This is a genomic window from Acidovorax sp. SUPP3434, assembly GCF_030159015.1.
Taxonomy (GTDB): domain Bacteria; phylum Pseudomonadota; class Gammaproteobacteria; order Burkholderiales; family Burkholderiaceae_C; genus Paracidovorax.
On sequence record NZ_BQXL01000009.1, the window covers coordinates 48,891 to 69,051 of the forward strand.

Genomic DNA, 20,161 nt, shown 5'->3' on the forward strand with positions numbered 1-20,161 from the left:
GGCCCGCCGAGGCCGGCCGGCTCAGTCCAGCAACCGTTCCGGGTTGGCGTCGATCTTGGCCAGCGCGTCGCGCGTGGCCCGCATCGTGAGGGCTTCCTCTTCCTGCGCCACCAGCAGGCCGGACTGCAGGTAGGCGCCCAGGCGCTTGAGCTGCAGCAGGTAGCTGCTGCCATCGGGCGCGGCGAACAGGTGCAGCTGCTTGCGCTGGCTCTGCCACACGTACTGCACCTGGGCCGAGGCGCCGTTGTGGTCCAGCGTGAACCAGGCGCCGGGCTGCAGCTCCTGCGCCCAGGCCACCATGCCCGGCTCCACAGGCGCGCCGTTGTCGGCGATCACGTGGATGGACGAGGCATCGATGCCCAGCATCAGTTCGATGTTGTCGGCGTTGAGCGGCATTTCGCCCAGCGTCGCATCGCTGATGTAGTCCTCCAGATTGGCCAGGCGGCGCGCCATCGCATCGATGTGCGCCTGCGGAATGGAGGCCGTCTTGGACAGGAAGGCATCGGCCAGCGTGTCGGTCAGCACCTTCACCTGCGCATCCTGCTCCGGCCCGTTCACGCCGAGCAGCGCCAGGCCCTGGCGCAGGTGCTGCAGCAGCGGCGGCAGGCTCTGGATGACCTTGGCGCGATCCGCCCGGTGGGGCTTGGCGCTGGCGGCCCAGACCAGGTCGGCCGCCGTGCGCTTGAGCGCGACGGTGTCCGGGTGCTGCGCGCCGTCGCGCACCGCCGACATGGCCAGCACCTCGGCCCAGGTCTTGAAGAGGAAATCGCGGATCTCCTCGCGCACCGGCATGTCCCGCAGCATGGTGCGCAGCTCGATCGTGTACTGGATGGCCAGCGTCTCGCGCTGCTCGACCTGCTGCGCCACGCTGACGAGCTTGGAGGTGGCCTGCTTGGCCGTGAGGAACTTGGCCAGGAATTTCTCGAACTCGTCATAGACGAGCTGGAACACGCGCTGCCCGGTTTCGGGGTACTGCTCGATCACCTGCACCACGCGGCGGATCTCGCCTTCCAGCGCGCTGCCGTTGATGGCGGTGGCGTCGAACCCCATCACCACGCCGCCCAGGCGGTCGATCAGGCGGCGCGCCGGGTGGGCGACGTCGCTGAAGAATTCGGGCTCGGCCAGCGCCACGCGCAGCACCGGCACCTGCAGCCGCGCGAACCACACGCGCACGGCCGGCGGAATGCGGTCTTCGCTCAGGATGCTCTGGAACATCAGCGCCACCACCTCGATGATGGCCTTTTCACCGGGGGTGGAGGCCTTGGCCTTGAGTTCGGTGGAGCGCTCGCGCACCGCGCCCACCAGTTGCACCACGGCGGCCGGGCTGTAGTCCTCGACCAGCGTGGCCACGCCGCTGTAGTACGTCTGCGCCTGCGCCCGGTGGGCCGACAGGGCCTGCGCCAGCGCGGCGGAGGCCGGCGGCGCATTCACCATGTCGAAGCCCGTGGCGGGCTGCACCAGCAGGCGGCGCAACTGGCCCATCACGCCCTGGGCCCGCTGGCGCGCGCGCGCCAGCGGCGTCATGAACGCCTGCATGCCGGCACCGAAGGCCGTTCCCTGCGCGCCCATGCGCCCGGGCGCCGGCATGCCGCCCTGGGACGGCATGCCGTGCATGCTCGCCTGGGCGGACTCAAGGGCGAAGGCCTGCGCCGATTGCTGCAGGGCCTGCGACGCCAGGCCCGCGGGAGAGGACGAGCCTCCCGCCGTGCGGCGCACCTTGGAGCGCAGGTCGTTGTCGGGCTTCACGCCCTGCTCGGTGCAGAACGCGTTGACGGCCTGGTATTCGCGCAAGACCAGCTCGCCCAGCTGGCGCTGCAGGGGGTCGATGGCGGTCTGCAGATCGCCCCGCTCCATGCCGGCCTCGACCCACTGGTCGACGAACAGCAGGCAGACCGTTTCGGGGCGCAGGATGTCGCGGCCGTCCAGCTCCTGGCCTTCCAGGTGCTGAATGAACTGCCGCAGGGTGTCGAAGGCGTTGCCCGTGTGCTCCATCACCGTGAGCGCCATGCGCGAGGCGATGATCTGGTTCTCGACGACGTCGTCGCTGAGCAATTCGAACCCGCCCCCGGCGGGCAGCGCCCCCCGGGTGGTGCTGACCAGGGGCAGCATGGCCTCGGACAGGGCGCGGGTGCAGCCGGCGATCCAGGCCTGGTGGCGCTGCTGGTAGCGCATCCACAGGTCGCGGCGCGTCTGCATCTCGCGCTGCGTGGCCGTCAGGCCCATGAGCTGGGTCAGGAAATCCTGCAGTTCGTTGTCGAGGCCGGGCAGCCCCGCCACCAGGCCCTCCACGAACCGCTGCCGGGCCAGGCGGGCCAGGCGCCGGGGCGCGGTGGGGGGGAGGAGTTCTTCCATACGCCGTCGATTATGGGGCGCCCCGGGGCGTCGCGGTCAGACCGCTGCGCCGGCGTTCGGATCGTTCGGGTCGCCGTCCTTCTTGGGCGGCGCCTTCACCAGGTCTTCGCGCTTGACGCCCAGCCACATGGCGATGGCGGCCGCCACGAACACCGATGAATAGATGCCGAACAGAATCCCGATGGTCAGCGCCAGCGCGAAGTAGTGCAGGCTGGGGCCGCCGAAGAAGAACATCGACAGCACCACGGCCTCCGTGGAGGCATGGGTGATGATCGTGCGGCTCATGGTGCTGGTGATCGCGTGGTCGATGACCTCGTGCGTGCTCATCTTGCGGTACTTGCGGAAGGCCTCGCGGATCCGGTCGAAGATCACGACCGACTCGTTCACCGAGTAGCCCAGCACGGCCAGCACCCCCGCCAGCACCGCCAGCGAAAATTCCCATTGGAAAAACGCGAAGAAGCCCAGGATGATCACCACGTCGTGCAGGTTGGCGATCACCGCCGCCACGCCGAACTTCCACTCGAAGCGGAAGGCCAGGTAGATCACGATGCCGATCACCACCATGCCCAGCGCCATGAGGCCGCCGTGCACCAGTTCCTCGCCCACCTGCGGGCCCACGAACTCGGTGCGGCGCAGCGTGACGTCGGGGTCGGCCGCCTTGAGGGCGCCCAGGACCTGCTCGCTTTGCTGCGCCGAGGTCACGCCCTTTTGCACCGGCAGGCGGATCATCACGTCGCGCGCCGTGCCGAAGTTCTGCACGGTCACGTCGGAATAGCCCAGCCCGGACACGGTGCTGCGGACCTTGCCGATGTCGGCGCTCTGCGTATAGGCCACTTCCATGACCGTGCCGCCGGTGAACTCCACCGACAGGTGCAGCCCCCGCGTGATCAGGAAGAACACGGCCAGCGCGAAGGTGATGAAGGAGATCGCGTTGAGAACCAACGCGTACTTCATGAACGGGATGTCTTTTCGGATGCGGAAGAATTCCATGGTCCCTCTCCTTCAGTTGGACTTGACCACGGCGGACGTGGTGCTGTCGGGTTCGGGCTTCCACACCTGTCCGATGGACACGCTCTTGAGCTTCTTCTTGCGGCCGTACCAGAGGTTGACCAGGCCGCGCGAGAAGAACACGGCCGAGAACATGCTGGTCAGGATGCCGATGCAGTGCACCACGGCGAAGCCGCGCACCGGGCCGGAGCCGAAGGCCAGCAGCGCGAGACCTGCGATCAGCGTGGTCACGTTCGAGTCGAGAATCGTCGCCCAGGCGCGCTCGTAGCCCGCGTGGATGGCCGCCTGCGGCGACACGCCGGCGCGCAGTTCCTCGCGGATGCGCTCGTTGATCAGCACGTTGGAGTCGATGGCCACACCCAGCGCCAGCGCCATGGCGGCGATGCCGGGCAGGGTCAGTGTGGCCTGCAGCATCGACAGGATGGCCAGCAGCATCAGCACGTTCACCGACAGCGCGATGGACGAGATCACGCCGAACAGCGCGTAGTAGATGCACATGAAGACCGAGATCGCCACGAAGCCCCACACCACGCTGTGGATGCCGCGCTCGATGTTGTCGGCGCCCAGGCTCGGGCCGATGGTGTATTCCTCGATGATGTCCATGGGCGCGGCCAGCGAGCCGGCGCGCAGCAGCAGCGAGGTGTCGTTGGCCTCGGCCGTGGTCATGCGTCCGGAGATCTGCACCCGGCCGCCGCTGATCTCGCTGCGGATCACGGGGGCCGTGACCACTTCGCCCTTGCCCTTTTCGAACAGGACGATGGCCATGCGCTTGCCCACGTTCTCGCGGGTGATGTCCTTGAAGATGCGGGCGCCCTTGGCGTCGAGCGTGAGGTTGACCGTAGGCTCCTGCGTCTGGCCGTCGAAGCCGGGCTGCGCGTCGGTGAGGTTCTCGCCCGTGAGGATGACCTGCTTCTTGACGATGATGGACTGGCCGTTGCGGTCCAGGTACTTTTCGTCGCCGAAGGGCACGGGGCCGGAGCCCAGTTCGGCCGAGCGCGCCTCGGCGCTTTCGTCGACCATGCGCACTTCCAGCGTGGCCGTGCGGCCCAGGATGTCCTTGGCCTTGGCGGTGTCCTGCACGCCGGGCAGCTGCACCACGATGCGGTCCAGGCCCTGCTGCTGGATCACGGGCTCGGCCACGCCGAGTTCGTTGATCCGGTTGTGCAGCGTGGTCATGTTCTGCTTGAGCGCCTGGTCCTGCACCTTTCGCAGCGCCTCGGGCTTGATGGTGGCGCGCACGCGCACGCCCTGGCCGTCGGGGCTGCTGGTGGCCACCAGGTCGGGGAACTGGTCGGTGATCACGTTGCGCGTGGCCGTGGCGGTCGCCTCGTCGCGCAGGCGGATGTCCACCGCCTGGCCGTCGCGGCTGATGCCGCCGTGGCGGATGTTCTTGTCGCGCAGCGTGGTGCGCAGGTCGCCGGCGAGCGATTCGGCCTTCTTGGTGAGGGCCGCCTGCATGTCCACCTGCAGCATGAAGTGCACGCCGCCGCGCAGGTCCAGCCCCAGGTACATGGGGCGCGCATGCAGCGCGCTGAGCCAGTCGGGGGAGCGCGAGACGAGGTTCAGCGCGACGATGTACGGCGGGTCGGCCGGATCGGGTACCAGGGCCTTCTGGATCGCGTCCTTGGCCTTGAGCTGGCTGTCGGGCGAGTCGAAGCGCGCGCGCACCGAATTGCCATCGAAGCTCACGGCATCGGGCACGACGCCCGCGGCCTTCAGGGCCTCTTCGACGCGGCGCTGCACGGCGGCATCGACCTTCAGCGTCGCCTTGGCCGACGACACCTGCACGGCAGGGGCCTCGCCAAAGAAATTGGGCAGGGTGTACAGGGCCCCCACCAGCAGCGCGATCACGAGGATCGCGTACTTCCAGACCGGGTAACGGTTCATGATCGCGCTCTTAACTCTCAGGTCGCGGCGCAGGCCCGCAGGGCCGGCCGCCAGATCGGAACGGCTCGCGCCATCGCTTGGACTTACTTGACCGTGCCCTTGGGCAGGACCTGCGCCACGGCGCTGCGCTGGATCTGCACTTCCACGCCGGAGGCGATCTCGATGTGCAGGAAACCTTCGGACAGGCGCGTGACCTTGCCGACGATGCCGCCGGCGGTGGCCACCTCATCGCCCTTGGCGATGGCCTCGATCATGTTGCGATGCTCTTTCTGGCGCTTCATCTGGGGGCGGATCATGACGAAGTACAGGACCACGAACATCAGCACCAGCGGGAGCATGCCCGTCAGGGAGGACATGATGTCGCTGCCACCGGCGGCGGCAGCAGGGGCGGTCTGGGCGAAAGCGGAAGAGATAAACACGGCAACAGGCTCCATTCAAATGGATGGTCGTTTCAGACACCCGCCCACGGCGCGACGCAGCGCCAGCCGGGAGGGCAACAGGCGATTGTATGCGGCGCCCCCTGGCAAAGCCCATGCCAAAACCCGCGTCCGCGGGGGTCTTGGCGTGGCGAGGCCGGCCCAAGGGGCGGCCTTCGATGGGGCATGAAAACACCGCCCAGCACAATAACCACTAGGGCATATTGCTATATTTTCAATAGCGCCTCACTCCCCCTCGCGCGCCGGGGAAAGGGGCTTTCGCCCCCTCAGGCCGTCTGGCGCAGCGCCTCCTGCGGGTGGCGCCACTGGTTCATCAGCACCGCCCACTTGGCGCGCGCGGCCTTCAGGTGGCGCTCCTTCACGTGGCCGTAGCCCCGGATGTCCTCGGGAATGCGGGCGATGTCGGCGGCCAGCGGCAGGTTGTCGGCGGTCAGGCCGGTCAGCAGCTCGTCGATGCAGGCGCGGTACTCGGCGATCAGGGCGCGCTCGGTGCGGCGCTCCTCGGTGCGGCCGAACGGATCGAGCGCCGTGCCGCGCAGGCCCTTGAGCCTGGCGAGCACGCCGAAGGCCTTGCGCATCCACGGGCCGAAGGGCTGCTTGAGCAGTTCGCCCTTGTCGTTCTTCTTCGCGGTCAGCGGGGGCGCCAGGTGGTGCACGAGCTTGTAGTCGCCTTCGAACATGCCCTCGATCTTCGCGGTGAACGCGGCGTCGGTGTGCAGGCGCGCGACCTCGTACTCGTCCTTGTACGCCATGAGCTTGAACAGGTAGCGGGCCACGGCCTCGGACAGGCGCGTGCCCTTGCCGCCGGTGCGCGCCTCGGCGGCCTGCACCTTCTCCACGAAGGCCTTGTACTCGGCCGCATAGGCCGCGTTCTGGTAGCCCGTGAGGAACTGCTCGCGCTTGGCCACCAGTTCCGCCAGCCCGGGCTTCTTGACGAACTGGATCACCTGCGCGGCCTTGAACAGGGCCTGCACCGCGGCCAGGTCATGGGCGCAGCGGCGGCCCCATTCGAAGGCGGCCTTGTTGTTGTCCACCTGCACGCCGTTCAACTCCATGGCGCGCATGAGCGCGGCATGCGACAGCGGCACGCGGCCCTTTTGCCAGGTGTAGCCCAGCATCAGCGGGTTGGTGTAGATGCTGTCGCCCAGCATCTGCATGGCGACCTCCTCGGCATCGAAGCTGGCCAGCAGGTCCTCGCCCACGGCGGAGGCGATGGCCGTGTCGCAGTCGGTGCCCGGAAACTGCCAGTCGGGGTTGTGCACGAACGACGCGGTGGGCGAGCCGTGGGTGTTGAGCGCCACGAAGGTGCGGCCCGGCTGCATCGCGGCCATGGTGGTCTTGTGCGAGGCGACGATGGAGTCGCAGCCGATGATGAGGTCGGCCTTGGCCGTGTCCACCTTGGTGGTGTAGATGGCGTCCGGCCGGTTGGCGATCTGGATGTGGCTCCAGGTCGCGCCGCCCTTTTGCGCCAGGCCCGCCGCGTCCTGCGTGATGACGCCCTTGCCTTCCAGGTGCGCCGCCATGCCCAGCAGCGAGCCGATGGTGATCACGCCCGTGCCGCCCACGCCGGCCACGACGATGCCCCAGGCGCTCTCGGCCACGGGCAGCACCGGCTCGGGAATGGGGGGCAGCGCGGAGAGGTCGCCCTTCTTTTCCTTCTTGGGTTTTTTCAGCGTGCCGCCCTCGACGGTGACGAAGCTCGGGCAAAAGCCCTTCACGCACGAGTAGTCCTTGTTGCAGGTGCTCTGGTTGATGCGGCGCTTGCGGCCGAACTCGGTCTCCAGCGGCTCCACCGACAGGCAGTTCGATTGCACCGAGCAGTCGCCGCAGCCCTCGCACACCAGCTCGTTGATGACCACGGTCTTGTTGGGCGTGGCCAGGGTGCCGCGCTTCCTGCGGCGGCGCTTTTCGGTCGCGCAGGTCTGGTCGTAGATGATGGCCGTGCAGCCGGGGATCTCGCGGAACTCGCGCTGGATCCGGTCCAGCTCGTCGCGGTGGTGCACCGTCACGCCCTCGGCCAGCGCCACGCCGTCGTACTTGGCCGGCTCGTCGGTCACGATCACCAGCCGGGCGATGCCCTCGGCCTTCAGGCTGGCCATGATCTGCAGCACCGAGTGCCCCTCGGGCCGCTCGCCCACCTGCTGGCCGCCCGTCATGGCGACGGCGTCGTTGTAGAGCACCTTGTAGGTGATGTTGGTGCCCGCCGCGATGCTCTGGCGGATGGCCAGCAGCCCGCTGTGGAAGTAGGTGCCATCGCCCAGGTTGGCGAACACGTGCTTTTCCGTGGTGAAGGGCTGCTGGCCCACCCAGGTCACGCCCTCGCCGCCCATCTGCGTGAAGGTGGACGTGTTGCGGTCGGGCATCCAGTTGACCATGTAGTGGCAGCCGATGCCGGCCACCGCGCGTGAGCCTTCGGGCACGCGGGTGCTGGTGTTGTGCGGGCAGCCGCTGCAGAACCACGGCGTGCGGTCGCCCGTGTCCACCTTGGATTCGGCCAGGCCGCGCTCGCGCGCATCGATCACCGACAGGCGCGCGTCCATGCGGGCCACGATGTCGGCCGGCACGCCCAGCTTTTTGAGGCGCTTGGCGATGGCGCGCGCGATGATGGCGGGCGTGAGGTCGGCCTTCGGGCGCAGCAGCCAGTTCTGGCTCGGGTTGGGCATGCTCCACTCGCCACCGGAGTTGTCGCCCTCCACCTCGTCGAACTTGCCCAGCACGTTCGGGCGCACGTCGGCGCGCCAGTTGTAGAGCTCTTCCTTGATCTGGTATTCGATGACCTGGCGCTTTTCCTCCACCACCAGGATCTCCTGCAGCCCCTGGGCGAAGTCGCGGGTGATGGTGGCCTCCAGCGGCCACACCACGTTCACCTTGTGCAGGCGGATGCCCAGCTGGCGGCAGACGTCGTCCTCCAGCCCCAGGTCGATGAGCGCCTGGCGCGTGTCGTTGTACGCCTTGCCGCTCGCGATGATGCCGAAGCGGTCCTGCGGGCCCTGGATCACGTTGTAGTTCAGCTTGTTGGCGCGGATGTACGCCAGCGCCGCATACCACTTGTAGTCCATGAGGCGCGCCTCCTGCTCCAGCGGCGCGTCAGGCCAGCGGATGTGCAGGCCGCCGGGCGGCATGGCGAAGTCCTCGGGCAGGACGATCTTCACCCGGTCCGGGTCCACCGAGATGCTGCTGGAGGACTCCACCACCTCCTGGATGGTCTTCATGCCCGACCACACGCCCGAAAAGCGGCTCATGGCGAAGGCATGCAAACCCATGTCCAGGATGTCCTGCACGCTGCTCGGGAAGAACACCGGCAGGCCGCAGGCCTTGAAGATGTGGTCGCTCTGGTGCGGCGCGGTGCTGCTCTTGCTGATGTGGTCGTCGCCCGCGATGGCGATCACGCCGCCGTGCCGGGAGGTGCCGGCCATGTTGGCGTGCTTGAACACGTCCGAGCACCGGTCCACGCCTGGGCCCTTGCCGTACCAGATGCCGAACACGCCGTCGTATTTCTTCGTCGTGGGGTACAGGTCGAGCTGCTGCGTGCCCCACACGGCGGTGGCGCCCAGCTCTTCGTTCACGCCGGGCTGGAACACGATGTGGTTCTTGGCCAGGTGCTTCTTGGCCGACCACAGCGCCTGGTCGTAGGTGCCCAGCGGGCTGCCGCGGTAGCCGCTGATGAAACCCGCGGTGTTCAGGCCCGCGATCGCATCGCGCTGGCGCTGCAGCATGGGCAGGCGCACCAGGGCCTGCACGCCGCTCATGAAGGCACGGCCCTCCGGCAAGGCGTATTTGTCATCGAGCGTGACCGTTTCAATGGCGCGGCGGATGTGCTCGGGCAGGGGGGCGTTCATAGCACGGCTCCTTCGCCAGCACGCTCGATGCCCAATCCGCAGCGTGCGGCTGCGCCGCCCCCCACGTACTTGTGGCGCAACCCGCAGTGCGGGTTGTCATCCAGCATGACCGTTTCAATGGCGCGGCGAATGGGCTCGGGCAGGGGGGCGTTCATCGGGGGAATCTCCAGTGGGGTCGTTGGCCGTCGCCTCGTGAGCGCGGTTTCAGCGGGGTGCCCTGGGCTCGGACGCACCGCCTTGTCAGGGCAGTGTAGGCAGGACGGCCGGATATGTCCTTTCGTTTTCATGCCGTGTTTACCCTCGTTTTAGAAAGGATCTTTCGCAAAATAATCCAGGGATGAATACTTTGGACAAATTCGACCTGGCGATCCTCGGCGAGCTGCAGGCCGATGCCCGGCTGACCAATGCCGAGCTGGCCCAGCGGGTGGGCCTGTCGGCCGCGCCGTGCTGGCGCCGCGTGCGCGCGCTGGAGGAGTCGGGCTTCATCAAGGGCTACCACGCCGAGATCGACCGCCACAAGATCGGGCTGGGCGTGCTGGCCTTCGTGCGGCTGGACGCCGACCGCAGCACCGGGGGCCTCACGCGCGAGATGGAGGCCGCCATCGCCCAGATCCCCGAGGTGGTGGCCTGCCACTACATCAGCGGCACGGGAACGTTCGAGCTGCAGGTGGTGGCGCGCGACCTGGACAGCTTCTCGCACTTCGCCCGCAACGTGCTGCTGAACCTGCCGAACGTGAAGGACATGCACACCAGCTTCTCGCTGGGCGAGGTCAAGGCCAGCGGCGCCCTGCCGCTGGCGCACCTCGGCACCACCGGCAATAAGCTACAAAAACAATAGCGCAATGCCCTAGTACCGATTGCGCTGGAGGCCTTTTCGGCTTCAAGCCCATCGGCTCGCTTTTCCGCGCCGCCATCCGGGACGTCGGCGCCCCGCCCGGCACGCCCCGCCCGCACTGCGCACAATCGAGACCATATATGCCCCCATTGCCGCCCCACGAGAGCCCGCCCCGCCCCACCCCGTTCCCGCCCCTGGACGACAGTCCCCCGGCCACCGCCGCCGCGGGCCAGGCGCACACCGCCGAGGCCGCGGCCGCCGCGCAGCTGGACCAGGACGCCGCCCGGCGCGCCAGCCTCTCGCCGTTCGCGCCGCTGCAGGTGCCCGTGTTCCGCATGCTCTGGCTCACCTGGCTGGCCGCCAATACCTGCATGTGGATGAACGACGTGGCGGCCGCGTGGCTCATGACCACGCTCACCACCTCGCCCGTGCTGGTGGCGCTGGTGCAGACGGCCTCCACCCTGCCCGTGTTCCTGCTGGGCCTGCCCAGCGGCGCGCTGGCCGACATCCTGGACCGGCGGCGCTATTTCATCGCCACGCAGTTCTGGGTGGCCGTAGTGGCGCTGGTGCTGTGCGTGGCCATCCTGATGGGCGGCATGACGGCGCCGCTGCTGCTCGCCCTGACCTTCGCCAACGGCATCGGCCTGGCCATGCGCTGGCCGGTGTTCGCCGCCATCGTGCCGGAGCTGGTCAGCCGCCAGCAACTGCCGGCGGCGCTGGCGCTCAACGGCGTGGCCATGAACGCCTCGCGCATCATCGGCCCGCTGCTGGCCGGCGCCATCATCGCCAGCGTGGGCAGCGCCTGGGTGTTCGTGCTGAACGCGCTGCTGTCGGTGGTGGCGGGCTTCACCATCATGCGCTGGCGCCGCACGCACGTGCCCAGCCCGCTGGGGCGCGAGCGGCTGACGAGCGCCATGCGGGTCGGCGTGCAGTTCGTGCGCGAGTCGCCGCGCATGCGGGCGGTGCTGTGGCGCATCTCGGTGTTCTTCCTGCACGCCACGGCGCTGCTGGCGCTGCTGCCGCTCGTGGCCCGCGACCTGGAGGGCGGCGGTGCCGGCACCTTCACCCTGCTGCTGGCCTCCATGGGCGCCGGGGCCATCGCGGCGGCGCTGTTCCTGCCGCGGCTGCGCCAGGCCATGTCACGCGACACGCTGGTCTCGCGCGGCGCGCTGCTGCAGGCCGCCTCCACGGCCGTGATCGCCATTGCGCCCAACGTGTATGTGGCCGTGCCCGCCATGGTGCTGGGCGGCATGGCGTGGATCACCACGGCCAACTCGCTCAGCGTGTCGGCCCAGCTCGCGCTGCCCAACTGGGTGCGCGCGCGCGGCATGTCGATCTACCAGATGGCCATCATGGGCGCCACCGCGGCGGGCGCAGCGCTGTGGGGCCAGGTGGCCTCGCTCACCACGGTGCACATGAGCCTGGCGCTGGCCGCGCTCACCGGCACCATCGCCATGGCCCTGGTGCAGCGCTGGGTGGTGGACCGCACCATGGAGGAAGACCTGAGCCCCTCGACCGCCTTCAAGCTACCGGTGGCACCCACCACGCCCGAACGCGGCCACGTAGTGGTCACCATCGAATACCACATCGACCCCGCGCGGGCGGCGGAATTCCGGGCGCTGATGCAGGAAAGCCGCCGCAGCCGCCTGCGCCAGGGCGCCCTCGACTGGCAGTTGCAGCACGACATCGCCGACCCCTCACGCTACGTGGAGCGCATCGTGGACGAGTCGTGGACCGAGCACCTGCGCCGCTTCGACCGCGTCACCGCCTCCGACGTGGCGCTACGCGACCGCAAGCTGGCCTTCCACACGGGCGAGGCGCCGCCGGTGGTGTCGCGCTACCTGGTCGAGCTGGAGCGCTGAGGACGAACCGGCTCAGCGCCCCGTCAAGGCGCTCACCGCCGCGAGGGCCGCAGGCCGAACCATCCGCCCTCGGCGTCGTAGAGCAGGTCGAACTGCTTCAACAGGTAGCGCCCGGTGTTCATGAAGGCGGGGCGGCCCACGAAGGTGAAGCGGCCCGGCGCGTTCACGAGCACGGACTGGGGCGCGTCCGCATCCCCCACGCGGAAATCGTACTGCGCCACGGGCGCCTGCGCGCCGGGGAACATCACCTGCACCCGCGTGCCGTCCTTCAAGCCCGTCACCGGCCGGCCCCGGCGGGTGGGATCGGCGATCTGCGCCGTGGGCAGGGCCGACGGGTCGGCGGCCGTGAGGTACATCTGCGCGATGCCGGTGTCCACCAGCACGGGACCGGTTTCGGGCGCGCCGCCGTCCACCGACACGGCCACGGTGGCCTGCTGCCAGTCACGGGGATCGATGGACGCCGGCTGGCCATTCGCGAGCAGGCTGCCGGGTTGCAGCTTCATGAACCGAAAGCCCTTGGCCTGGTCGGGCGTGAGGCCTACATAAATCGCGTGCTTGGTCACGATGTACCCCCCGTGCACCGCACTCCGGGCGACGGGGCTGCCGTCGATCTCGGCGATGTTGATCAGCGGATTCTTGTCGGGCGTGCCCTGCGGCTGGCCATCGTGCTCGCGCCCGAAGCCCACGCCCATGTAGGCGATGCCGCCCGGGCTTTCCGTGGTGTAGGTGGGATTTTCGCAGTCGGGCCGGTTGGCCTTCTCGTCCCAGCGCGGGCAGATGATTTCCTTTTCGACCGCGAGCACGGGCACCCGGGCAATCACTTCGTTCCAGCCGCTGTTGAGCACCACGTCGCGCACCACCCAGTGGCCGATCAACAGCTGCCGGCTGCTGGAGCGGTATTCCCAGCCTTCGTTGGCCTGGCGCGCTTCCTCGTTGCGCGAATAACCCGGCAGATCGACCGCGGAAATCACCACGCCGGTGGAGCCCGTGTCCAGGGTGACGATGAAGGGCCGGGGGGGCGCGAGCACGCCGGTGTCCGTCGGCATGCGGACTTCGAACCGCAGCCGCGGCGCATCCGTCATGGGGGCAGACCAGCCCTCTCCCGGCGGGGAATGGAGGCGGATGAATCGCGATTCGGTGCCCGGGCGCAGCGAGGGGCCGGCGGTGGCCGCGGCGGCAGCGGGCAACGGCGTCTGCGCGGGTACGGCACCGCAGGCGAGCAGCGCGGCGGCACTGGCGATCGCTGCGCGAAGCGGAATGGGCATGGGGTCTCCTTCCCTGGCGAGTGTTTGATGGGAAATGCAGGCTACACGATCCTTCGGGCCGTGCCGCACCCCGCAGGCCACTGCAGCCCGGGCGAATCGGTTCGCACGCCCTTGCAATGCTTCGGTGGGCACGGTTTCGTGTTCTGGCGCCCGCTTTATCCTGGCCTCACCTGCAAACTGCCGCCTGACGGTGGGTGGCAGGATCGCCAAGGGAAGAGATCCATGAAGCTAAGCCACCTTTCCCACGCCAAGAGCCCCCGAGGCGCGACTGCGCAGGAAGAGGCCCCACCCAAGACGTCGCAGCGCGGCGCGTCGTCCAGCGGGAATGCACCCCACGCCCTGGCAGGCGGGAGCCCGCGCCATCCCAGTTCCGGTGGCGGCATCCGGCCCCGCAGCGACAACCTACCGTCCAGGCCGCCTTCGGCATCGCAATCCTCCATGCTCGGCACCATGCGGGGGTTCATGGGGTGGGGTTCGCCCAGCAACGCGCCAGCGCCGGAGCCTGATCCCAAGGCCTGGTTCGACAGCAACGTTTCCGAAGCGAAAGCCGCCAGGAGACGCCTGCTCGACAGCGCGACCCTATTGCCCAAGCAAGTACACAACGCGTCGCCCCTCTCGGCAGAACCTCACCAGCTCGATACCTACATCACGTTCGATGGGTCCCAGAACACCGTCCTGGTTCCAAAAAAGGAACTGCTCCCAGGACTGTTGCGCTCCGACCAATTCATAGAGTTGTCACCGGATCAGTTGAATCAGGCCAATGCGCTCTCCACAACGCATCCTGGCGTCAACACGCAGATGCCGGACATGGCGCCCCACTTGCGCGTGATCTCTCCCGCAACTGCCGCCAACCTGGCATCAGCGCGGGAAGCGATCGATCTGGTCAAGGCGATGCTTCCCGGAGGAGCCGGCAATCAGATCAAGGACATGGCGGCGACCGGGGGAGAAAGCTATCTCCGATCCTCGCTGTCGTACGCTCTGGGGGGAAGCCCAGCGAATCGGGCGTTCGTCGCCATCCAGTACCAGGGCGGCTATTGCGATGCCCAGGCCAGCCTGGCGTATCAACTTCTTTCACAGAATCCCGCGCTCAAGGACTCCAGGATCGATATCGTGGATGGCGGTCCAAGTGGGAATCACGTGTTCGTCGTGATCCGGGGGGAGACCCCCGAACAGGACATCGTGGTGGACCCATGGACCACTTTCGCCTCACCGACCTTCGTGAAAGACGCACTTCCCCTGCACCGGACACTCCTCGGCGCTGCAGGCGGGGGCGTGCGGCAGACCAAGCCCGCTGGCACCCTTGCCGCAGCGCTGAACATCACGGAAGCGCTGAGGCGCCAAAGTCTCGTCAAGAACCAGTCGTCGATTTCAGAGCGGTTCCTGTCCGAGAAGTACCGTGATCCCGATACCGCAATCACGAAAAATCTGAAGGTCAAAGAAGACCGCTGGGATGTGCCCTTCAGCGGCAACCCTAATATCCGGTACGAAGTCCAGGACGAATCCGGCAACCGGCTGACTGATTTTCCGCTGCGATTCGACATGCAACGTGCCGCCGCTGACCCCGAGCCACGCCAGGCATAAGCCCGCCCTCAGATCACCCGCCGCGGCGCAGCCCGAACCAGCCGCCATCGGCATCGAACAGCACGTCATGCTGGCGCAGCAGGTGCCGGCCGGTGTTGACGAACGCCTGCGCCGAGGGGCGGGTGACGATCACCGCCGTGGGGGCCTGGGGGGTTCCCACCTGGAAGGTGTACTGCGCCACGGGCGCGGCATCGTCGGGGAACGACACCTGCACCGACGTGCCGGCCACCAGCCCCGTGGCCATGGCGCCCTTGCGGCTCGGGTTGGGAATGGCCGTGGTCGGCAGTGCCGACGGGTTGGCCACCGTGAGGTACATCTGCGCGATACCGGTATCGACCAGCACCGCGCCCGTCTGCGAGGCCGCGCCGTTCACCGAAACGGCCATGGTCGCCTGGGGCCAGTCGCGCGGGTCGCTGGAGGCCGGCTGGCCCGCGGCGTTCAGGCTGCGGCCCTGGAGCTTCACGTACGAAAAGCCCGCGGTGTTGGCGCGCGTGAGGCCCACGTGCACGCCCTTGGCCGTCACGATGAAACCGCTGCGCATGCTGCCGGGCGCCACGGGCTGGCCGTCGATGGAGACGATGTTCAGCAGCGGGTTCTTGTCCGGCGTGCCTTGCGGCTGGCCGTCGTGCTCGCGCCCGAAGCCCACGCCCATGTAGGCGATGCCGCGCGGCTGGGCGGTGGTCTTCTCAGGCTTTTCGCAGGTGGGCACATTGGCCTTTTCGCTCCAGCCGGGGCAGATGATCTCTTCCTGCACCGCCAGCACGGGCACGCGTGCCACCACCTCGCCCCCAGCGGGATCGCGAAAGACCAGTTCCCGCGGCACCCAGCGGCCGATCCACAGCCGCTTGCTGCTGGACAGGAACTCCCATCCCTTCACGCCCGACTCGGCCTCCTGCGCGGAGAAACCGGGCAGGTCGGTGGCCGAGACGACGACGCCGGTCGAGCCGGTGTCCATCGTCATGGTGAACGGCGCCGCGGCGGACGTGCCGGGCACCCGCACGCCGAAGGCCAGCGCGGGGGCGTCGGTCATCGCGGGTTCCGGGTTCCTGGCCGGGGCGAAAGCCAGGAAGCGGGCGGCGGTGTCGGCGCGCAGGTCCGGCCCCGCGGGGGCCTGCGCGTGCGTCGTGCCCAGGGGCGCACAGGCGCCCAGCAGGGCGGCCAGCAAAGGAAGGGTGCCATGCGCGGCAGTGCGCAGCCATCGGTCAGCGGTCATGCGGTTCTCCTTGGGAGTTGGGTGAGGTGAGGCCACCATCCTGGCCAGGCCACGAAGGGCCTGTCACGCCCCATTGTGGAGGGCCTTCCCGGCCGGCCGCGGGGAGGCCGGCTGAAACGTGCTGAGACGTCGTGAACGCGCGCGCGTCAGCGCGGCCACAGCGCCCAGAGCCGCAGGCCCTGCTTGAGCCGCCCCGCCAGTTCGCCCGCCTCCGGGCCCCAGCCCGCGAAGTAATCGGCCCGCACCGCGCCCACGATGGCCGAGCCCGTGTCCTGCGCCATCACCAGGCGCTGCAACTGCACCTGCGGGCCGGTGGAGGTTAGCCACACCGGCGTGCCGTAGGGAATGCTCTGGCGGTCCACCGCGATCGAGCGGCCCGGCGTGAGGGCCACGCCCTGCGCGCCCTTCGGCCCGAAGCCGGCATCCATGGCGTTGAGCGGCTCCTCGCGGAAGAACACGTAGCGCGGATTGGCCCACAGCATCTCCTGCACGCGCTGCGGGTTCTGCAGCGTCCAGGCGCGGATCCCGGGCCAGGTCGCATCGCGCACCAGGCCCTGGTCCAGCAGCCACCGGCCCACGCTCTGGTAGGGCTGGTCGTTGGTGCCGGCGAACGCCACGCGCAGCAGCGTCACCGAGCCATCGGCCTCCTGCACCCGCAGCCGGCCCGAGCCCTGGATGTGCACCACCAGCGCCTCGACCGGATCGCGCACCCACGCGATGACCCGGCCGGCCAGCGCCGCCTGCGCCTCGGGCAGCGTGTCGATCTGCTGGCGCGTGTACCAGGGCTTGCGCGCGCCGTAGCCCGCGGGCAGCCGGTACAGCGGCACGTTGAAGCCGTTGCCGGGCTGGCGCGCCGCGTCCAGATAGGGCTCGTAGTAGCCGGTGAGCATGCCGTCCACCGCGCCGTCGGCGGCCTCGATGCGGTAGGGCTGCAGCCGCGCCACCATCCAGGCGCGCTGCTCGTCTGCGCTGGCGATGGACAGGCGGCGCACCTCGCCGCACAGCGGCGCGAAGGCCGGCGCGGGACGCTCGCAGTTCTTGATCCAGGCGTTCCAGGCTTCGTGCAGGGAATCTTCGGCAAAACCGGGCAATTCCGCCCAATGCACCGGTATCCAGCGGCTTTTCGGCTGCGCCATGGGGGGCGGCAACGGCCCGGGCGGTTCGGGCGGCAGAGGGGCGCCCGGCACGCCGGGCAGCGAGGCACCGGGAGGCAAAGGCGTGGAAGGCGGCAGGGGCGTGGTGGAGCAAGCCACCAGGGTTCCTACAATCAGCGCCGTTGTCACAAGGCGCAGGAGACGGAATTTCATGGGGCTGATTTTGCTTGAAGCATTGCTGGCGCTGGTCGTTCTCGTCGCCATTGTGTGGTGGACGATGTTCTCGGGGCGCAAGGGGGGGGAGCCGCCGCCCGCGCCGCCACCGCCGGATTCGGAACCAGAAGACACGGACACCAAAAAATAGCATCCACCCGCCTCGGCGCGCGGCAGGAATGCAAAACAAGAATATTTAAAAAAGGGAGTCAGAAAATGAGTGAACCAGCGGTTCTCCGATCCACCGTGGGACCTGGCCAGAAAAACCACCCGCAAGACATGCGGCTGCTGCGCCGGCATCTGAATGCGTTCATCCGGAAGGGGTACCTGCCCCAGAAGACCGAATTGCCGGAAGAAGGCGGATGGGACCAGCCCTTCGCCACCGCCTTGCAGAGCATCGAAAACACCTTCTTCTACGGAGAAGCGGACCCGGATAACCAACTGAACAATGCAGATACCCTGTTCCAGTTCCTGGTTCAGGCCCAGTTGGAAGAAAAGAAACTGGTCGCGTCGCTGTCGAACGAGGTGTACGTGCTGGCGTCCACCATGGTGCCTGGAGGGGTCGACCGGATCAAGCGCACCACCCTCAAGACCCGGGAAATGGTCAATGGCAAGCCCGTCGTCAAAAAGACCATCCAGGAAACAAAAATTACCGGAAACATCCGGAGCTACCTGCCCGAGATTCTCGGCGCGATGACGAAGCGTTCGCTGAACGACACGGAAATGCTGATGATGGCACTGGCCACCATCCGCGCCGAGAGCGCGAGCTTTCAGCCGGTCGACGAAGGAATATCCCGATACAACACCAGCCCCGTGGGCACCAAGGGCCGGCACCCTTTCGATCGATACGATCTCCGACCGGACAGCCTGGGAAACAACCAGCTGGGCGATGGCGCGCTGTACAAGGGCCGTGGATTTGTCCAGCTGACCGGCCGAGCCAACTACGAGCAGATGGGCAAGCAATTGGGATTGAACTTGCTGGACAACCCGGACCAGGCCAACGAAGGCCCCGCCGCCGCAGCCATCCTGGCCCAATTCATCAAGAACAAGGAAGGCGGCATTCGGGCCGCGCTGAAGACCAACAACCTGGTCCATGCCCGCAAACTGGTGAACGGCGGCACCCACGGCCTCAAGGAATTCACGGACGCGTTCGCCGCTGGCCGGAAATACCTGGGAATGGCCATTCCGAAGAAGGCCAAAACGGCCGCCAAAGCGAAGCCATAAGGAATCGCCATGCAATCGTTTCCTCCTGGCGCTTCAAGGTGGCTGCCCCTGCTGGGCCTGCTGCTGTGCACCGGCTCGATGTCCCAGGTGCCCGCACCGGCACCGCCCAAAGACCGGGGACTGTGCCTGCCGGAAGAAGACGTCATCTTCGCCTGCAGACTTCAATCCAGGCGCGTGGTTTCCGCCTGCGCCTCCCCATCTCTGGATACCAGCCAGGGCCATCTGCAATACCGCTTCGGAAAGCCAGGAAAAGTGGAAATGACGCTCCCACGCGCCAAGGACGATCCCGCATGGCGGCAGACCGTCGTGGCCAAAAGGCTTTGGTACTCCGCAGGCGGGGGCAATTACCTGCGGTTCAATCAACCGCCTTTCTCCTATGTGGTGTACCGCGCCTTCGGCGCGCGCTGGGGGGGAAAAGCCGGGGTCATGGTGTGGAAGAACGGCGAGATGGTCGGCCAGCACCCCTGCACCGGAGCGCCTTTCTCCCAGATGGGGCCCGCGTTTCAAAGCCGGGCAGGCCTGGGCGAAGACCCTGACGAAGTGGTCCTACCCTGATCCTGCGCCATCCGTGCCAAGAATAAGGGCCTCTCAATTTCGTTCGGAGCCGCCGGCCGGGCCTGAACCCAAAGGGGCCTCCCCTTCAAGCACGACTGGCTGGCAGTCCATCACCTGGAAAAGGAAGATCCCATGCGCAACAAGATTCTCATCGGCGCCACTGCCGCCGTTCTGCTCGTGAGCGGCTGTGCCAACATGGACGATACCCAGCGGCGCACCGCGACGGGTGCCGGCGTCGGCGCGGTGGCCGGGGCGGTCATCGGCTCCGCCACCGGCGGCCGGGCGGGCACGGGGGCCGTCGTCGGGGCGGGTGTGGGGGCCCTGGGCACCTACATCTGGTCGCAGCACATGGAGCGGCAAAAGCGCGACATGCAGCAGGTCACGCAGGGCACGGGCGTGGTGGTGACGCAGACCGCCGACAACCAGCTCAAGCTCGACATTCCGAGCGACATCTCGTTCGCAACGAACCGCTCGGACATCCAGTCCAACTTCGCCCCCGTGCTGGAGCGCTTCGCCGAGGGGCTTCGCAACAACCCCAACACCGAAGTGCGCATCGTGGGCCACACGGACTCCACCGGCACCGATGCCATCAACAACCCGCTGTCGATGGACCGCGCGGCCAGCACCCGCAACTTCCTGACGACCCGGGGCGTGAACGGCGGGCGCATCCAGGTCGAGGGCCGTGGCTCGCACCAGCCGATCGCCACCAACGACACGAACGACGGCCGCGCGCGCAATCGCCGGGTGGAAATCTTCGTGGGCGAACGCCAGCCGGGCTGACCGCCGGCCGGCACCG

General features: G+C 68.0%; 16 protein-coding genes. 7 read left to right on the forward strand and 9 right to left on the reverse strand.

Annotated elements, in window-relative coordinates; genetic code table 11:
* Positions 1-21 precede the first annotated feature (21 nt).
* From AVKW3434_RS14920 to AVKW3434_RS14945, 6 genes are all read right to left on the reverse strand, one after another.
* Positions 22-2,352, reverse strand: coding sequence for a DUF1631 family protein (locus AVKW3434_RS14920; RefSeq protein ID WP_284406469.1), 2,331 nt, complete (start codon positions 2,350-2,352; stop codon positions 22-24).
* A gap of 36 nt (positions 2,353-2,388) precedes the next feature.
* A complete protein-coding gene (secF, locus tag AVKW3434_RS14925; protein WP_272566599.1) occupies positions 2,389-3,342 on the reverse strand; it encodes a protein translocase subunit SecF in 954 nt (317 codons plus the stop codon).
* A gap of 12 nt (positions 3,343-3,354) precedes the next feature.
* The gene (gene secD, locus AVKW3434_RS14930) at positions 3,355-5,247 is read right to left on the reverse strand and encodes a protein translocase subunit SecD (RefSeq protein WP_272566597.1); all 1,893 of its coding nucleotides are present in this window, start codon (positions 5,245-5,247) and stop codon (positions 3,355-3,357) included.
* Between the two features lie 83 nt (positions 5,248-5,330).
* On the reverse strand, positions 5,331-5,666 hold the full coding sequence (yajC, locus tag AVKW3434_RS14935) for a preprotein translocase subunit YajC (RefSeq protein ID WP_272566596.1): 336 nt from the start codon (positions 5,664-5,666) through the stop codon (positions 5,331-5,333).
* A 284-nt stretch (positions 5,667-5,950) separates the two neighbouring features.
* The gene (locus tag AVKW3434_RS14940; protein WP_284406470.1) at positions 5,951-9,523 is read right to left on the reverse strand and encodes an indolepyruvate ferredoxin oxidoreductase family protein; all 3,573 of its coding nucleotides are present in this window, start codon (positions 9,521-9,523) and stop codon (positions 5,951-5,953) included.
* Positions 9,520-9,678, reverse strand: coding sequence for a hypothetical protein (locus AVKW3434_RS14945; RefSeq protein WP_284406471.1), 159 nt, complete (start codon positions 9,676-9,678; stop codon positions 9,520-9,522). The genes AVKW3434_RS14940 and AVKW3434_RS14945 overlap by 4 nt, the downstream gene beginning before the upstream one ends.
* A 182-nt stretch (positions 9,679-9,860) precedes the next feature.
* Between AVKW3434_RS14945 and AVKW3434_RS14950 the strand changes: the two genes are divergently transcribed.
* Positions 9,861-10,361, forward strand: coding sequence for an Lrp/AsnC family transcriptional regulator (locus AVKW3434_RS14950; RefSeq protein ID WP_284406472.1), 501 nt, complete (start codon positions 9,861-9,863; stop codon positions 10,359-10,361).
* A 137-nt stretch (positions 10,362-10,498) separates the two neighbouring features.
* On the forward strand, positions 10,499-12,220 hold the full coding sequence (locus tag AVKW3434_RS14955; protein ID WP_284406473.1) for an MFS transporter: 1,722 nt from the start codon (positions 10,499-10,501) through the stop codon (positions 12,218-12,220).
* A 32-nt stretch (positions 12,221-12,252) separates the two neighbouring features.
* Here the strand turns inward: AVKW3434_RS14955 and AVKW3434_RS14960 are convergent, their stop codons facing one another.
* Positions 12,253-13,485 (reverse strand): hypothetical protein, encoded by a 1,233-nt coding sequence (locus AVKW3434_RS14960; RefSeq protein WP_284406474.1) that lies wholly within the window; start codon positions 13,483-13,485, stop codon positions 12,253-12,255.
* A gap of 438 nt (positions 13,486-13,923) precedes the next feature.
* On the opposite strand from AVKW3434_RS14960, the gene AVKW3434_RS14965 reads away from it, so the two are divergent.
* Positions 13,924-15,066, forward strand: coding sequence for a hypothetical protein (locus AVKW3434_RS14965; RefSeq protein ID WP_284406475.1), 1,143 nt, complete (start codon positions 13,924-13,926; stop codon positions 15,064-15,066).
* A 13-nt stretch (positions 15,067-15,079) separates the two neighbouring features.
* Here AVKW3434_RS14965 and AVKW3434_RS14970 read toward each other — a convergent pair whose 3' ends face one another.
* The gene (locus AVKW3434_RS14970) at positions 15,080-16,279 is read right to left on the reverse strand and encodes a hypothetical protein (protein ID WP_284406476.1); all 1,200 of its coding nucleotides are present in this window, start codon (positions 16,277-16,279) and stop codon (positions 15,080-15,082) included.
* A 146-nt stretch (positions 16,280-16,425) separates the two neighbouring features.
* Positions 16,426-17,586 (reverse strand): murein transglycosylase A, encoded by a 1,161-nt coding sequence (mltA, locus tag AVKW3434_RS14975; RefSeq protein WP_502869093.1) that lies wholly within the window; start codon positions 17,584-17,586, stop codon positions 16,426-16,428.
* On the opposite strand from mltA, the gene AVKW3434_RS14980 reads away from it, so the two are divergent.
* The 4 genes from AVKW3434_RS14980 (at position 17,585) to AVKW3434_RS14995 (ending at position 20,145) form a co-directional block, all read left to right on the forward strand.
* Positions 17,585-17,737 (forward strand): hypothetical protein, encoded by a 153-nt coding sequence (locus AVKW3434_RS14980; protein WP_284406477.1) that lies wholly within the window; start codon positions 17,585-17,587, stop codon positions 17,735-17,737. The genes mltA and AVKW3434_RS14980 overlap by 2 nt on opposite strands.
* A gap of 128 nt (positions 17,738-17,865) precedes the next feature.
* Positions 17,866-18,810: a glycoside hydrolase family 19 protein gene (locus tag AVKW3434_RS14985; RefSeq protein WP_284406478.1), complete on the forward strand. Its 945-nt coding sequence runs from the start codon at positions 17,866-17,868 to the stop codon at positions 18,808-18,810.
* Between the two features lie 78 nt (positions 18,811-18,888).
* Positions 18,889-19,365 (forward strand): hypothetical protein, encoded by a 477-nt coding sequence (locus tag AVKW3434_RS14990; RefSeq protein WP_284406479.1) that lies wholly within the window; start codon positions 18,889-18,891, stop codon positions 19,363-19,365.
* A 132-nt stretch (positions 19,366-19,497) separates the two neighbouring features.
* Positions 19,498-20,145 carry a YiaD family glycine zipper/OmpA-like lipoprotein gene (locus AVKW3434_RS14995; RefSeq protein ID WP_284406480.1) on the forward strand — a complete coding sequence of 216 codons (648 nt, stop codon included), beginning with the start codon at positions 19,498-19,500 and terminating at the stop codon, positions 20,143-20,145.
* Positions 20,146-20,161 lie beyond the last annotated feature (16 nt).

Coding starts and splice junctions, on each gene's coding strand:
- secD (WP_272566597.1), bottom strand. CDS start 5,247: ATGAACCGTTACCCGGTCTGGAAGTACGCGATCCTCGTGATCGCGCTG.
- AVKW3434_RS14955 (WP_284406473.1), top strand. CDS start 10,499: ATGCCCCCATTGCCGCCCCACGAGAGCCCGCCCCGCCCCACCCCGTTC.
- AVKW3434_RS14920 (WP_284406469.1), bottom strand. CDS start 2,352: ATGGAAGAACTCCTCCCCCCCACCGCGCCCCGGCGCCTGGCCCGCCTG.
- AVKW3434_RS14980 (WP_284406477.1), top strand. CDS start 17,585: ATGGGGCTGATTTTGCTTGAAGCATTGCTGGCGCTGGTCGTTCTCGTC.
- AVKW3434_RS14945 (WP_284406471.1), bottom strand. CDS start 9,678: ATGAACGCCCCCCTGCCCGAGCCCATTCGCCGCGCCATTGAAACGGTC.
- AVKW3434_RS14985 (WP_284406478.1), top strand. CDS start 17,866: ATGCGGCTGCTGCGCCGGCATCTGAATGCGTTCATCCGGAAGGGGTAC.
- AVKW3434_RS14990 (WP_284406479.1), top strand. CDS start 18,889: ATGTCCCAGGTGCCCGCACCGGCACCGCCCAAAGACCGGGGACTGTGC.
- mltA (WP_502869093.1), bottom strand. CDS start 17,586: ATGAAATTCCGTCTCCTGCGCCTTGTGACAACGGCGCTGATTGTAGGA.
- AVKW3434_RS14995 (WP_284406480.1), top strand. CDS start 19,498: ATGCGCAACAAGATTCTCATCGGCGCCACTGCCGCCGTTCTGCTCGTG.
- AVKW3434_RS14940 (WP_284406470.1), bottom strand. CDS start 9,523: ATGAACGCCCCCCTGCCCGAGCACATCCGCCGCGCCATTGAAACGGTC.
- secF (WP_272566599.1), bottom strand. CDS start 3,342: ATGGAATTCTTCCGCATCCGAAAAGACATCCCGTTCATGAAGTACGCG.
- AVKW3434_RS14970 (WP_284406476.1), bottom strand. CDS start 16,279: ATGACCGCTGACCGATGGCTGCGCACTGCCGCGCATGGCACCCTTCCT.
- AVKW3434_RS14950 (WP_284406472.1), top strand. CDS start 9,861: ATGAATACTTTGGACAAATTCGACCTGGCGATCCTCGGCGAGCTGCAG.
- AVKW3434_RS14960 (WP_284406474.1), bottom strand. CDS start 13,485: ATGCCCATTCCGCTTCGCGCAGCGATCGCCAGTGCCGCCGCGCTGCTC.
- AVKW3434_RS14965 (WP_284406475.1), top strand. CDS start 13,924: ATGCTCGGCACCATGCGGGGGTTCATGGGGTGGGGTTCGCCCAGCAAC.